Source organism: Bacillus sp. D386 (assembly GCF_006346415.1).
Window position 1 is genome coordinate 488,365 of the sequence record NZ_VEMV01000001.1, and the last position, 14,436, is coordinate 502,800.

Genomic DNA, 14,436 nt, shown 5'->3' on the forward strand with positions numbered 1-14,436 from the left:
CCCTTTGAAAACTAGCAAACTCTTATTTTTGCGATAAGGTTTCCAGGTACTTAGTAAGCGCATCGATTTGTGAATCAGAAAGCTCTCCGTAAGTGTCAGTCATTTTGTTTCCTTCTTTAACTGACTCCGGATCCTTAAGCCACTTCTTCACATTTTCTTCATTATTTTCCAAATAACCCGCTACTACTTCACGATCAGCAAAATTTGATAGATTAGGTGCTAATCGAGCCTGCTCCGGTCGCTGATCATTGGAATCGATCGCATGACATCCGATACAGCTTTTATTGAAAATTTCCTGGCCTTCACTTGCTGTTGCATCAGTAAGTTTTACTTCCGTGTGCTTTGTTTCTTTCATGCTGGCTACCCATTGGTCAAATTCATCCCTTGGCAAAGCTTTCACTTTGAAATCCATTAATGCATGGGAAGCCCCACATAATTCAGCACATTTTCCATAAAAAATCCTGCCGGCTTCTTCACTTTTTCCATCATCAAACTCAAGCCAGAAGCTATTTTCTCCCTCTGTGTTCGTATCAAGCTTACCCCCAGCTGAAGGAATCCAGAAGGAATGCTTTACATCTGACGCTGTTAAATTAAAGTAAACCTTTTCATCAGTTGGAACAACAAGTTCTTGCCCTGTCATGATACCTTCGCCAGGATATTCAAACTCCCACCAGTAATAATTAGCCCTTACATTTACAGTTAAGGCTGTAGGATTCCCATCCTTATCCTTTTCATCCTTGGCAGATACATCTGCAAAATCAAATGTATAATAAATCGTTGGAACTGCAAGGATGATTAATAAAACAATCGGGATAACCGTCCAAAGTATTTCTAATTTGTGGTTACCCTCAATTTGCTTAGGGATTGTATTATCTCCCTTTTTACGACGAAATTTTAAAATTGCAAGTACAAAAAGAATAACAACAACAATGATTACCAATACCATAATGGCAGTACTGAGTATCATTAAATCATACTGTTTCTTCGCTACCTCACCTGCTGGATCCAATGCTGATAGATACGGCTTTCCACAACCCGAAAGTATTAGCATCAAAACAGCAATTAAGGATGCAATGCGCCATTTTTTCATAGCAAATAATTACCCCTCTTTCGTAAAAAATTTCTTCTTTCCAAAGGAACATCTTATATATTGAATTTCTTTAAGAAAGAACCCCCAATGTTAAAAACGATTAATTAAAGAAACAATGACCATTGCCACAAAAGAAATAGTCATATAGTTTAATGAATAAATGAACATCTTATTGGCCCACTTTAAATCTTCTTCTTTGGAAAACTCCTTTTTTAATGAGAATCCCTTTAAAGTTAATATAAGCCAACCTATATTTAAAATTGTTGCCAAAACTACAAAAGAAACCCCGATTGGTTTCAGTATAAATGGAATTGGAAACAATAAAGCTACCCATATAAGCATATGAATCTTAGTTTCTTTAAATCCTTTTACTACAGGCAGCATAGGAATTCCAGCCGCTCTGTATTCCTCCGTCCGCTTCATAGCCAATGCGTAGAAATGTGGAGGCTGCCACACAAACATTAATAGAAATAATCCCCAGGCAATCGGATGTAATCCTGGGTCAACGGCGGCCCACCCAATTAGTGGCGGTATAGCACCAGAAAAACTGCCGATAACAGTATTTGAGACAAACCGTCTTTTTGACCACATTGTATACAGCAATACATAGGCCAATACCCCAAGTAACCCCATAAAAGCTGCCATTGGAGTAGCCATTAATAGAATCAATAATCCAGTTACCACCAGTGCCAGGCCCATATACAACACTTTTATAGGGTTCACCTTCCCAGTAACTGTCGGACGCTTCTTTGTACGAGACATAAACACGTCGATATCCCGGTCTATGTAATTGTTTAAGCTGCCAGCGCCAGCTATGATCAGTGCTGACCCTATAACACCATATAGAACGAGATCAAGATTCCCTAGGAAACTCTGGTCAGTAAAATAAAGACCGAGCCAAATACCTGCAAAAACAGTGATTAAATTTGAATTGACGATGCCTACCTTTACTAATACCAAAAAGTCCTTAAATGCTGTACTGTTCATATCCTTCTCCACGTCTAGTCCCTTCTGGTTTTCATACGAGGTCTGCGATGCCGGTTTAGGTTTCATGCTGTTACCTCCTATCTGAATAGTAGATTTCCAAACTTTTAGTTTCAAGCGATATATTCACAAATTATAACAGTGATATTTATATAGAAAAATTTGCCTAATATATATTTAAACACAGATTACACTTCTATTGTGAAAATAATTTGTCCATTTTTTGTCATAAGTGTGACCTAATCATTATATAGTGGTAATTTTATCCTGTAAATATATTTTTGTAACATTGAAAGTATGAAAACCTTATTTAACCAATTAAATCCCCTCTCTATTTCTAACAAACTCTTCTTTAAGTTTCAACTATAAACAATTACATGAATTTTCAATTATCACTAAATAAATAATTTCTTTGACTATTTAGAAACTTTTCTTTGTAATTATTGTAAAAATTATTTATGATATGTTAGTAATGATTATCAAACTTTGTAATATTTACCTCATTATACGGTTCCAGTTATTAGGAAACAAATGTTTAAGCTTACTATTTTATAAAAACAAAGCAGGTGTTAGATTTACATGCAAAAATCTTTGAAATGGTTTGCCGTTATGACATCCTTTGTCATGCTTGTAATCTTAATCGGCGGTGCGCTCGTCACAAAAACAGATTCTGGTTTAGGATGTGGACGCTCCTGGCCGCTTTGCAACGGAGAATTGATTCCCACGGATATCACGCCCGCACTACTAATTGAATTCGCACACCGTCTTTTTACCGGCCTTGGATCCTTCATGGTAGTTGGATTAGCGATCTGGTCATGGAAAGCCATTGGACATATTAGAGAAACCAAATTTCTTGCTCTCCTATCTATTGCATTTCTAATCATTCAAGCATTGCTGGGAGCTGCCGCCGTCGTTTGGAGTCATTCTGATTTCGTGCTGGCTTTGCATTTTGGGATATCACTCATCTCTTTTGCCGCCGTTCTACTTTTAACTCTACTGATTTTTGAAGTTGATAAAAAGTTCGATGCGGAAAAGCTGATAATCCCGAGGAAAATGTCCATTCACATTATCGCTCTATTTATTTATTCCTATATTGTTATCTATACCGGTGCGCTGGTACGTCACGCAGAAGCAAGTCTCGTCTGTCCTGAGTGGCCCCTTTGTTTTAATGATGGTACTATAGTCCCTCATAATATGTATCAGTTTATTCAAATGGGGCATCGCGCTGCTGCAGGCCTCATCTTTATCTGGATTTTATATATTTTCGTCTATACTTGGCGCAATTATCGCCATATAAAAGTTTTATACTGGGGATGGACGCTCTCCCTTATTCTTGTCAGTTTACAGGTTATAGCAGGTGCTTTTATCATTTATACCCGTTTAAACTTGTATGTAGCCCTCTTACACGCCATATTGATTTCTTGTTTATTTGGAGTTTTTTCCTATTTTATCCTTCTTGTAACGAGATCACGGAAAAGCAAAGCTGCAGAAGCCTCGAATCCGTCTGTTAGGAAAACAAGCTGATTAGAATGTATAAAATCATCCTTTTGCATCACATTATACAAACTAGGGAAATAATCCAATACATAAAAAGGAACGTGAGTTAAAAACCCACGCTCCTTTTTATTGTGTTTTAGTTTTATTTATCAAGCACAATCAACAAATCGCCCGTCTGTATGGCTTCTCCATCATTAACATAAATCTCTTTGATGACTCCGTCAAATGGTGCCTGAACTGTTGTTTCCATTTTCATTGCCTCCGTTATGATTAAATGGTCTCCTTTTTTGACTTTTTGTCCATGAGACACTAATACCTTCATCACGGTTCCAGGCATTGTTGCACCAATATGGTTTGGATTGGAAACGTCCTGCTTTGGTTTCGACTGAATAAGAGTTTTAACACTTTCGTCCTTAACTACCACTTCTCGAGCCTGTCCATTGAGTTCAAAATAAACCATTCTTGTGCCATCTATACGTGGCTCACTAATTGAAATTAGTTTAATAATTAAGGTTTTTCCCTTTTCGATTTCCACTTCTATTTCCTCTCCAATGGAAAGTCCATAGTGGAACGTTGGTGTATCTAACTCTGTTATATTGCCATACTCACTATTCGAGTTCACATAATCAAGGAAGACTTTTGGATATAGTGCATAAGCGAGTGCATCAAACATCGTAACTGGACGTTTGATTTTCTCAAACAACTCTTCCTTTATCTTCACAAAATCCACGTCCTCAAGCAACTCACCTGGGCGAACTGTAATAGGAGATCTATTTTTTAGAATTACCTTTTGAAGTTCTTCAGGGAAACCGCCATATGGCTGTCCTAAATATCCGCTGAACAATTCAATAACTGAATCAGGGAAATCGATCAAATGGCCTTTCTCCAACACACTACTTTCTGTCAAATCATTTTGTACCATAAACAAAGCCATATCGCCTACTACCTTGGACGATGGTGTTACTTTGATAATATCACCAAACATCATACTTACTCGATGATACATTTCTTTTACTTCATCCCAGCGTTCACCTAAACCAACTGCTTTCGCTTGCTGCTGAAGGTTGGAGTATTGACCGCCTGGCATTTCATGTACATAGATTTCTGTATGGGGGGACTTCATTCCACTTTCAAAATCAGCATAGTAACTTCTGACCCCTTCCCAATACTCTGATAACTTTTCGACTGGCTTAATATCGAATTGCGGCTGCCTCTCATGACCCTCCAATGCATAATAAAGAGAATTTAAGCTTGGCTGTGAGGTAAGTCCAGCCATTGATCCAAGTGCCGTATCAACGATATCCACACCGGCATCAATCGCTCGTGCGTACTGATAGATACCATTCCCGCTCGTATCATGTGTATGAAGCTGGATCGGTATGTCAACTGCATCTTTTAACTCTGAAATCAGGCGGTAGGCTGCTTCCGGCTTCAATAAGCCTGCCATATCTTTAATAGCTAATAGATGTGCTCCCTGTGCCTCTAGCTCTTTAGCAAGATTTCTATAGTATTGCACATCATATTTTTGCCTGCTTAGGTCGAGTATATCACCTGTATAGCAAATCGCTGCCTCGGCAATTTTTCCTGATTGGCGAACATAATCAATTGTCTTCTCCATTCCCTTAACCCAGTTAAGGCTATCAAAAATTCGGAATACGTCTATTCCCGCATAGGCAGATTTTTCAACAAATTCCCGGATAACATTATCAGGATAATTCTTATAGCCAACTGCATTAGATGAGCGCAGGAGCATCTGGAATAATACATTAGGGATTTCCTGTCTAAGTAATAATAATCTTTCCCATGGATCTTCCTTTAAGAACCGGTAGGCTACATCAAATGTTGCCCCGCCCCACATTTCAAGTGAAAACAGATTCGGCATAAGCTTTGAGGTTGGTGCAGCAATCTCTTGTAAATCCTTCGTTCTCACTCTGGTAGCTAAAAGTGATTGGTGTGCATCCCTGAATGTAGTATCTGTGATTAACACATTTTTTTGTTCTTTAACCCATTGAGCCAGCCCCTCTGGTCCCAGTTTATCTAATAATTGCTTGGTACCTGTCTGAGATGCTAAGTAATCGTGAGTTTGGGGAACTTTTGGTTTTTCGAAAACCGGTTTCTCCTTAACACCTATGCCCGGAAAACCATTGACAGTCACATTAGCGATATAATTCAGCATTTTGGTTCCACGATCTTGTCGGTTAGAGAAAACAAAAAGCTCAGGTGTTGTATCGATGAATGATGTATCGTATTCTCCTGCAATAAATTTTTTATGCTTTACCACATTTTCAAGGAAAGGAATATTTGTTTTAATTCCTCTGACACGGAATTCTCTTAAATTACGCAGCATTTTTATAGCTGCCTGATCGAATCTGGTAGCATGAGTGGATACTTTAACAAGCAAGGAATCATAATATGGTGTAATAACCGATCCATGAAAAGCATTTCCAGCATCCAGACGAACACCAAAACCGCCGCTAGAACGATAAGCTGCAATTCGGCCTGTATCCGGCATAAAATTATTTAAGGGATCTTCCGTCGTCACCCTTGCCTGAATGGCATACCCATTGATATGTATATTGTCTTGTTTAGGTATGTTTAATGAAGTACCGTGTAAACTGTGTCCCTCAGCAATCTTGATTTGAGATTGAACAATATCAATGCCCGTAATCATCTCAGTGATTGTATGCTCAACCTGGACACGAGGGTTTACCTCGATAAAGAAAAATTCATCTCCAGAAACAAGGAATTCTACCGTACCCGCATTTACATATTCTACATTCTTCATTAATTGAACTGCAGCGTCACATATCCTTTCTCGTAAGGAATCGGTAAGTGACACACATGGAGCTACCTCGACTACTTTTTGGTGACGGCGTTGCACAGAGCAGTCCCTTTCATACAAATGGACAATATTTCCGCTTTGATCACCCAGTATTTGAACTTCAATATGCTTGGGATTCTCAATAAATTTTTCTACGTAAACTTCATCATTGCCAAAAGCAGCTTTTGCCTCTGATTTTGCCCGGTTATAGGCTTCTTCTACTTCCTCTGGGTTACGAACAATGCGCATACCCCTTCCGCCGCCGCCGAGAGAAGCTTTTATAATAATCGGGTAACCATTGATTTCTCCAAACTTCGTAACTTCTTCCAAACCAGAAACTGGTCCTTCACTTCCTGGAATAATAGGAATACCTGCCATTTTCGCTTGCTCTTTTGCCTTTACTTTATCTCCAAACATATCGAGATGATTTGTTTTAGGACCAATAAAAATAAGTCCCTCTTCTTCACATCGTTTTGCAAATTCGATATTTTCAGAGAGCAAACCATATCCAGGATGTATAGCATCTACATCACTCATCTTAGCAATCTCAATAATTCCTTCAATATCAAGATAGGCATCAATCGGCTTTTTACCGGCACCAACTAAATAGGCTTCGTCTGCTTTATATCGATGATAGGATTTGTAATCCTCTTTTGAATAAATAGCAACAGTTTTAATATCCAATTCATTGCAAGCTCGAAAAATACGGATAGCAATTTCTCCACGGTTGGCAGCCAATACTTTTTTAATTTTTCTCATCCTGAGCACCTCACAGCTTCCTGAAAATTATGACAATATAGTAATTTTTTAGTAAAAATAATGAGTAAGAAGATTATTCTTACTCATTATTTTAAGCCAGCTTATCCCTGGAGTGTCTCCCCTTTTTCAACTGGTTCTTTTTTGTAGGCTGCATCATATCTCGTCATCATAGAGACATTGACCAGTAATCCGACAGATATCAAAAGAATAATTAAGGAAGAACCACCATAGCTGATAAATGGTAAAGTAACCCCAGTAATCGGTATTAGTCCAGCTACTCCACCTAAGTTAACCATAGCTTGAATTCCAATCATACTGGAAATACCTACTGCCAGCATACTCCCAAATGGATCATTCGATTTTATCGCGGTATGAATCCCTTTTAATACAATCGTAGCCAAGCATATAATAACAAATCCTACCCCAATAAGTCCTAACTCTTCAGAAATCACAGACATTATAAAGTCAGTGTGCGGTTCAGGCAGATAACCATATTTCTGCGTGCTTTGTCCAAATCCCACACCGGTAATGCCACCATTGCCAATTGCCACATAAGAATTGACCAACTGATATCCTTCATACTTCTCACTGGAAAACGGGTCTAAAAATCCTACGAAACGTTCAAGCCTTTTTGGAGTAAAGATCTTGTCTTTAAAAAGAAAAATGATTGGTGTCGCAACAAGGATAGCTCCGAACAAAATCGATAGCAGTTTACCTAAACTCTTAAAATTCATACCAGAGCATAAGATAATAGTACAAGAACTCATAAAAAGAATGAATGCCGTCCCGATATCCGGCTGCAAAACGATCAATAAACAGATAACTAACAAGAATAATAGTGGTGGTACTACACCCTTATTAAAGACATTGATATATTTTTGTTTATTCGAATAGACTGCGGATAAGTATATAATCATACCTAACTTAATAAACTCTGATGGCTGCAAACTCCCTAGCGCTCCAAGCTTAAACCAGCTCTCCGCATTTCCGGCGGTGTGGCCAATAAAATTTAAAGCAACGAGAGAGATAATCGAGCCTAGTACGATGATCACCAAAAACTTTTTATTTTTAAAAACCGGATAAGGTATAGCAGCTACAATGAAAAACAGGATAAACCCGATGATTAAATGCCTAAATTGTTTTATGTAGAAAAAATCGCTCGGAAGTCCAAATCTTGACACAGCCGTTACCATACTGGCGCTATAGACCATTACAAGACCAAAAATACTTATAGCGATAATGACAGCGATGAGGGTAAAATCATACGATTTTAAAATACGTTTTATCATATAGGTCTCCTTGAATAAATTTCATTTTAAAAAATATGCTTGTTTAAAAATTATATAAAGAAAAACAAAAAAACTCAAACAACATCGGCATCGTTTGAGTTTCGACTGCTACTTATTTTCTTAAGGAAGCATCATGAAGAGCAGAAAGTTCTTGTTCAAGGAATCCCAATAGCTCTTTACCGTCTTTCTCTTCTATTAATCCTAATCGAACGGCAAAGTCAATTTCTCTGGAGAGACCAAACATTTGGGTATCTAAAACTTCTTCATATAACGGACACTGAGGCATAGTCAAATTGTCCATTTGCACCTTTATTAGTTTAAATATTTTATCAGCGTCAGCCTTTAACAATGCGTAGGCCTTTTCTTGATGATTGACAAGGATATCAGATGTCAATGTGCAACCCCCCATTATGGCCCAATGAACCAATCTATTATAAAATTCTACCCTTAAAATCGTAAAATTGCAAGAAAAGGTAATGTCAAGGAGTTTAGTTTTTTCTAAAAAAAGATAACCTTCGTGCAGCGAATTACTGTACATACTCATTCAGCAGCTATAAGATTAAAATTGGAAAGGAGAGTCAATTATGAAAGATATTCTACAAATAAAAGGGAATGTAAAATTCCCGATATATCTCGACCCTGGCACTTGGATATTTGATGACAGGAAATTCGATCTTGATGCTTGGCATCCAGAAAACAATCAGAAAGAAAATCCTGAACAGGAGACCTATTTAAAACAGGTATCATCACAATGGGATAAAGAGATCATTGAAGGGGCATCCCCACCGCCAAGTAAACCTGTAATAAAAACAAAGAAACAGCAGCTTACTGAAAACAGTTTCGGGATTGTATTAAAGCCTTTTTTCTTGAACACTGAACCTGAAAGTACTTCTGCAGCTGTTATTGTACATACAGAAAATGCTAATTTCACATTCTCTTTTGAGGAAGCGCTTCAACTGGTTGCTGGCTTTTCTATTAAAGGGCGACCAATCAAAGCCGATGAGGGTGGACCCATTCATATTTACCACGGCAATGGCTCCAACAGGCAAGCACCCATTAAAAACGTAACAGGTTTTACAATTCAATAAAGAGTTCAGGAGCCGTATAGACGCTATATGGCCCCTGATAACTACAAGCTACTAATACACAAACACTCTAAATGATTTGGAGCAGGAAGTACACTGACCCATTCCTGTTAGGATAATTAGATAGAAGATTCACTCATAATAAATCTGCCGCTAATTGAGCTAATCCGGAACGTTCCCCCTTCACTAAATTCACATGGCCTGCAATGGCTTCATTCTTAAACTTTTCCAAAACATATGTCAGCCCATTGTTCCATTCATCCAAATAAGGATGATCAATTTGAGCAGGATCCCCCAGTAAAATAATCTTACTGCGCTCACCTACACGTGTCAGTATGGTTTTCACTTCATGTTTGGTAAGGTTCTGAGCTTCATCCATGATAATAAAGCTATCCGGTAAGCTGCGTCCTCTTATATATGTTAAGGCCTCCACCTCAATAGAATTTATACCAGCTAAAATAGAGTCCAATTCACCTGGCTTTTTTGTGTTAAATAAAAATTCAAGATTATCATAGATTGGCTGCATCCATGGACGCAGTTTTTCTTCTTTTTCACCAGGCAGGAAACCCAAATCTTTCCCCATTGGTACAATTGGCCTTGCTACCAGTAATTTATTATACTCCCCCAAATCCTCTGTTTGAAGCAAACCTGATGCGAGTGCTAAAAGTGTTTTCCCTGTACCTGCTTTTCCAGTTAATGTGACTAACTGGATATCACTTCTTAATAATAATTCGATTGCCATATGCTGCTGCACATTTCGCGGCTTTATACCCCAAACATGCTCCTGATTATATCGAAGCTTTTTTATTCTTTTTTCATGTCCGCTAATAATTCCTAAAGCAGAAAGCGAAGTTATTTCTGTGCATTTCATAATGACAAATTGATTTAAATGAATCCCCTCTGCTACATCAGCAGGAGCTGCTATCTCTCCCTTGGAATAGAATTCATTTATATCAGCTCGCGAAACAAATATCTCGATAAAGCCGGCGTACATCTGATCCTCATGTATAACTCGATCACTCAAAAAATCCTCTGCTAAAAGTCCCAGTACATCCGCTTTTACCCGCATTAGAATATCTTTACTTACTAATATTACGCTCCGCCCATTTTCTTTTGCCTGTTCTTCCAGCGATAAATTTTTGGCAATTGCCAATATACGATTATCATTTGTTTTTTCTGCAAAGTATTCTGCGACATTGTGGGGTGAGCGATGATTCATCTCTATTTTTAACACCCCACCATTCGACAATGGGATTTTATGATGAAGCTTACCTTTTGTACGCAGCTGATCAATAAGTCTTGAAACATAGCGGGCGTTTTTCCCTACTTCGTCCAAGTTTCGTTTTTTTGAATCCAGTTCCTCCAATACTACTGCCGGGATGATGACCTCGTTATCCTGGAATGAAAAAATAGACATTGGATCCTGCAATAATACATTCGTATCTAGAACATAAATTTTGCTCAAAATATATCCTCCTGTGTCATAATTTCATTACCTATCCAGAGCTTTACAACACGCTGATGACTTATTGAAATACAACATTTAATAAGCAAGAGTTGCATTTTTCACGTTTAATCAAAATAAGCCGGATGGAATTTTGTTTTTAATAGCTGGACAAATCTGATGCTCAAATATATGTATTTACATACAAAAATAGAAGAAAATAACCCATTTCCTTTAAATTGTTTTATTCTTAAAGTTTGAAAAAAATTTTAATCATTCATCTTATCCGTTTCAAATAACCAGACCATTCCATAACCATGTATGGAAAATCCTTATATGGTATAATGACTTTACATGCAATAGATTGGGGTGTCCTGTAATGCGAGTTAAATGTGTAATCTGTGATAAAATCGAATCAATTGATGATGAAACGTTAATGGCTAAACGACTTAGAAATCGTCCAATTCATACATATATGTGTCAGGAATGCAATAAACGTATCGAAGAACGAACAATTGCACGAAAAAGCACTGGAAATTTCAGATTATATCGGGCGGCTAAAGAAGAGGACACGTGGTAAACTACATATACCTGAAAGAAATCGGGCTGTTTTACCTGTAATCTTCAAATAAAAACAAAAAAACAGAGAAGAATGAGATACTCATCTTCTCTGTTTTTTTATGATGGATAATTACGGTAATGATCCGGATTCTGGAGTATTTGATTGAGCATAACCTCAATCATATCCTCCGGAAACCTGAATTCATTTACAGACTCTTCATTTTTATAGGTGACGATATACCAACCGCCACTTTTTTTATAGTGATAGTCTGATATACCAAACTTCTCCTGCAAGGTATTTTCGAACCAGAGGACTGTTTCATTTGCTGCGGTATCTTCAGGTCGATGATCAATGACAACTTTTATCGTTAACCAATTATAGATCGTATCCTGAACAGAGTTCATTCGCTCACTCCTTATTCCGCATTTACCTCGTTTTTCATTTCCTTACGGAGTCTATATTTATAAATTCCCAGAAAAGCAGCAGCCACTACCAGTACTTCTGCTACAGGCAAGAATAGTGCCAAAAAGGTCAAAAAGCTGCATCCAAAGGCCATAATGGCATAGACTACTATGCTTTTTCCAAGACTTAATTTTCTAGCAAACCCCAGTTTATACACTATTCCGCAAAGTACTATAATCGTCAAATATAGAGCCCACACCCCTATTTGTGAATATTGTGGGTCTCCTATTCGATACAAGTCTGCAAAGAACGGCAGGTTATTTGTAATATCCACTTTAAAACGCTCCCTCTCCCCAAAGGTAAAAGTTATTCAGCGAATTTCTTTTTCTTAGCTGCTTTTTCACGTTCGTTTTTATCCAAAATCTTCTTACGTAAACGAATTGATTCTGGTGTTACTTCGCAGTATTCATCATCATTTAAATATTCCAATGCTTCTTCAAGTGACATGATTCTAGGTTTTTTCATAGTAACTGTATTATCTTTTGTAGCGGAACGAACGTTTGTTTGTTGTTTAGCACGAACAATATTGACAGTTAAGTCATTTTCACGATTATGTTCCCCAACAATCATACCTTCATAAATTTCAGTACCTGGCTCTACAAAAATAACGCCGCGGTCTTCAATTTGAATGATACCGTATTGAGTAGCTTTACCTGTCTCAATGGATACAAGAACACCTTGTCTTCTCCCTCCAACCTGACCTGCCTGCATAGGTTGATAAGAATCGAATGTATGGTTCAAAATACCATAACCACGAGTTAATGTTAAGAATTCAGTTGTATACCCGATCAATCCACGGGAAGGAACGTTAAACACTAAACGTACTTGTCCGCTTCCGTTATTGACCATATCCAGCATTTCGCCTTTTCTTTCCCCTAATGATTCCATGATTGCACCTGTGTATTCCTCAGGAATATCAACTTGTACGCGTTCCACAGGTTCACATTTAACACCATCAATAACACGGATGATTACTTCAGGCTTAGACACTTGAAGTTCATATCCTTCACGGCGCATATTTTCGATAAGAATGGATAAGTGTAACTCTCCGCGTCCGGAAACAATCCAGGCATCCGGAGAATCAGTAGGATCCACACGTAAACTTACATCTGTTTGGAGCTGGCTCATTAAACGCTCCTCGATTTTACGTGATGTTACCCATTTACCTTCTCTGCCGGCGAATGGACTGTTGTTTACTACAAATGTCATTTGTAATGTAGGCTCGTCTATACGCAGAACTGGAAGCGGCTCCTGAACATCTACTGGGCAAACTGTTTCCCCAACGTTAATGTCTTCCATACCGCTGACAGCAATCAAATCACCCGGTAAGGCTTCTTCTACTTCCACACGTTTCAATCCTTGGAAGCCGAATATTTTAGTTACACGGAAATTTTTCGCAGTTCCATCAAGTTTCATTAAGGATACTTGTTGTCCAACTTTCATTGTGCCACGGAAAACACGGCCAATTCCTATTCTTCCTAAATAATCACTATAATCCAGCAAAGCAACCTGGAATTGCAGCGGTTCTTCACGATTGTCAACAGGTGATGGAATATTTTCTACGATTGATTCAAATAAACACTCCATATTTTCTTCTTGATCAGCCACATCAGGGCTTAAAGAAGCGGTACCGTTAATTGCTGATGCATAAACAACTGGGAATTCCAATTGTTCTTCAGTAGCACCCAATTCAATAAACAAATCAATAACTTCATCAATTACTTCCTCAGGGCGAGCAAAGTCACGGTCAATTTTGTTAACAACAACGATTGGCGTAAGTTTTTGTTCTAATGCTTTTTTTAGTACAAAACGGGTTTGCGGCATACAACCCTCATACGCATCAACGATTAAGAGAACACCGTCTACCATTTTCATGATACGTTCTACTTCTCCGCCGAAGTCTGCGTGTCCCGGTGTATCCAATATGTTAATACGTGTATCTTTATAGTTAACGGCAGTATTTTTCGCTAAAATTGTAATACCGCGCTCTCTTTCAAGATCATTGGAATCCATTGCTCTTTCAGCAACTTGTTCATTAGAACGGAATGTACCTGCTTGTTTTAACAATTGGTCGACCAAAGTTGTTTTACCATGGTCAACGTGAGCGATAATCGCTATATTTTTGACGTCATTTCTGTATTGCAAACTATTTCAACTCCCAGATTTTATGCTTATCGAAACCAACCTTGTCATTATAACATACTGAAACTAGAAAGCTGCTATCGTATTGTGTACAATGAATATGAAGATTGGGGTGATTACATATGAATATTAACTTTATATTTATGCTGCTAGCAGTTCTCGCTGTGACAAGCTTATGCGGAATTGCTATATCCATCGCTGAAGGAAGTGTAGTGGCCATTGTCCTATGCCTGTTAGCTTTTATCGGCATTATGGGAAGCGGCTTTACACTAAAAAAGCGTTGGAGAGAAAAACTTTAGAC

13 protein-coding genes are annotated in these 14,436 nt (G+C 38.0%); 4 read left to right on the plus strand and 9 right to left on the minus strand.

Annotated features, from left to right (window positions below):
* Positions 1-22: 22 nt before the first annotated feature.
* Positions 23-1,090 carry a cytochrome c oxidase subunit II gene (coxB, locus tag FHY45_RS02355; protein ID WP_066100788.1) on the minus strand — a complete coding sequence of 356 codons (1,068 nt, stop codon included), beginning with the start codon at positions 1,088-1,090 and terminating at the stop codon, positions 23-25.
* Positions 1,091-1,180: 90 nt separating this feature from the next.
* Complete coding sequence (cyoE, locus tag FHY45_RS02360; protein WP_175354215.1) at positions 1,181-2,143, minus strand: heme o synthase; 963 nt, start codon at positions 2,141-2,143, stop codon at positions 1,181-1,183.
* A 510-nt stretch (positions 2,144-2,653) separates the two neighbouring features.
* Between cyoE and FHY45_RS02365 the strand changes: the two genes are divergently transcribed.
* A complete protein-coding gene (locus tag FHY45_RS02365) occupies positions 2,654-3,598 on the plus strand; it encodes a COX15/CtaA family protein (protein ID WP_066100791.1) in 945 nt (314 codons plus the stop codon).
* Between the two features lie 115 nt (positions 3,599-3,713).
* On the opposite strand, the gene pyc is transcribed toward FHY45_RS02365, so the two are convergent.
* The 3 genes from pyc to FHY45_RS02380 all read right to left on the minus strand — a co-directional run bounded on the left by pyc (position 3,714) and on the right by FHY45_RS02380 (position 8,849).
* Complete coding sequence (gene pyc / locus FHY45_RS02370; RefSeq protein WP_066100794.1) at positions 3,714-7,151, minus strand: pyruvate carboxylase; 3,438 nt, start codon at positions 7,149-7,151, stop codon at positions 3,714-3,716.
* A 101-nt stretch (positions 7,152-7,252) separates the two neighbouring features.
* Positions 7,253-8,440 (minus strand): FtsW/RodA/SpoVE family cell cycle protein, encoded by a 1,188-nt coding sequence (locus FHY45_RS02375; protein WP_066100800.1) that lies wholly within the window; start codon positions 8,438-8,440, stop codon positions 7,253-7,255.
* Positions 8,441-8,552: 112 nt separating this feature from the next.
* On the minus strand, positions 8,553-8,849 hold the full coding sequence (locus FHY45_RS02380) for an Fpa/YlaN family protein (RefSeq protein ID WP_373925453.1): 297 nt from the start codon (positions 8,847-8,849) through the stop codon (positions 8,553-8,555).
* Between the two features lie 175 nt (positions 8,850-9,024).
* Here FHY45_RS02380 and FHY45_RS02385 point away from each other — a divergent pair, with 175 nt between their 5' ends.
* Positions 9,025-9,528, plus strand: a complete 504-nt coding sequence (locus tag FHY45_RS02385; RefSeq protein WP_139891309.1) for a peptidyl-prolyl cis-trans isomerase — start codon at positions 9,025-9,027, stop codon at positions 9,526-9,528.
* A gap of 133 nt (positions 9,529-9,661) precedes the next feature.
* On the opposite strand, the gene FHY45_RS02390 is transcribed toward FHY45_RS02385, so the two are convergent.
* A complete protein-coding gene (locus tag FHY45_RS02390) occupies positions 9,662-10,993 on the minus strand; it encodes a PhoH family protein (RefSeq protein WP_175354235.1) in 1,332 nt (443 codons plus the stop codon).
* Between the two features lie 355 nt (positions 10,994-11,348).
* Between FHY45_RS02390 and FHY45_RS02395 the strand changes: the two genes are divergently transcribed.
* Positions 11,349-11,549 (plus strand): YlaI family protein, encoded by a 201-nt coding sequence (locus tag FHY45_RS02395; RefSeq protein WP_066100812.1) that lies wholly within the window; start codon positions 11,349-11,351, stop codon positions 11,547-11,549.
* A 98-nt stretch (positions 11,550-11,647) separates the two neighbouring features.
* Here the strand turns inward: FHY45_RS02395 and FHY45_RS02400 are convergent, their stop codons facing one another.
* From FHY45_RS02400 to typA, 3 genes are read right to left on the minus strand one after another with little or no spacing between them, the layout of a single operon-like run.
* Positions 11,648-11,935, minus strand: a complete 288-nt coding sequence (locus FHY45_RS02400; RefSeq protein WP_139891310.1) for a hypothetical protein — start codon at positions 11,933-11,935, stop codon at positions 11,648-11,650.
* Positions 11,936-11,946: 11 nt separating this feature from the next.
* The gene (locus tag FHY45_RS02405) at positions 11,947-12,267 is read right to left on the minus strand and encodes a YlaH-like family protein (protein WP_139891311.1); all 321 of its coding nucleotides are present in this window, start codon (positions 12,265-12,267) and stop codon (positions 11,947-11,949) included.
* A gap of 32 nt (positions 12,268-12,299) precedes the next feature.
* Positions 12,300-14,138: a translational GTPase TypA gene (gene typA / locus FHY45_RS02410; protein WP_066100821.1), complete on the minus strand. Its 1,839-nt coding sequence runs from the start codon at positions 14,136-14,138 to the stop codon at positions 12,300-12,302.
* A gap of 119 nt (positions 14,139-14,257) precedes the next feature.
* On the opposite strand from typA, the gene FHY45_RS20400 reads away from it, so the two are divergent.
* Positions 14,258-14,434 carry a DUF5325 family protein gene (locus FHY45_RS20400; protein ID WP_175354216.1) on the plus strand — a complete coding sequence of 59 codons (177 nt, stop codon included), beginning with the start codon at positions 14,258-14,260 and terminating at the stop codon, positions 14,432-14,434.
* Positions 14,435-14,436: the final 2 nt, after the last annotated feature.

What these genes read in the sequence shown, in the direction of transcription:
- coxB (WP_066100788.1), bottom strand. Translation starts at nt 1,090, where the DNA reads ATGAAAAAATGGCGCATTGCATCCTTAATTGCTGTTTTGATGCTAATA.
- cyoE (WP_175354215.1), bottom strand. Translation starts at nt 2,143, where the DNA reads ATGAAACCTAAACCGGCATCGCAGACCTCGTATGAAAACCAGAAGGGA.
- FHY45_RS02365 (WP_066100791.1), top strand. Translation starts at nt 2,654, where the DNA reads ATGCAAAAATCTTTGAAATGGTTTGCCGTTATGACATCCTTTGTCATG.
- pyc (WP_066100794.1), bottom strand. Translation starts at nt 7,151, where the DNA reads ATGAGAAAAATTAAAAAAGTATTGGCTGCCAACCGTGGAGAAATTGCT.
- FHY45_RS02375 (WP_066100800.1), bottom strand. Translation starts at nt 8,440, where the DNA reads ATGATAAAACGTATTTTAAAATCGTATGATTTTACCCTCATCGCTGTC.
- FHY45_RS02380 (WP_373925453.1), bottom strand. Translation starts at nt 8,849, where the DNA reads ATGGGGGGTTGCACATTGACATCTGATATCCTTGTCAATCATCAAGAA.
- FHY45_RS02385 (WP_139891309.1), top strand. Translation starts at nt 9,025, where the DNA reads ATGAAAGATATTCTACAAATAAAAGGGAATGTAAAATTCCCGATATAT.
- FHY45_RS02395 (WP_066100812.1), top strand. Translation starts at nt 11,349, where the DNA reads ATGCGAGTTAAATGTGTAATCTGTGATAAAATCGAATCAATTGATGAT.
- FHY45_RS02400 (WP_139891310.1), bottom strand. Translation starts at nt 11,935, where the DNA reads ATGAACTCTGTTCAGGATACGATCTATAATTGGTTAACGATAAAAGTT.
- FHY45_RS20400 (WP_175354216.1), top strand. Translation starts at nt 14,258, where the DNA reads ATGAATATTAACTTTATATTTATGCTGCTAGCAGTTCTCGCTGTGACA.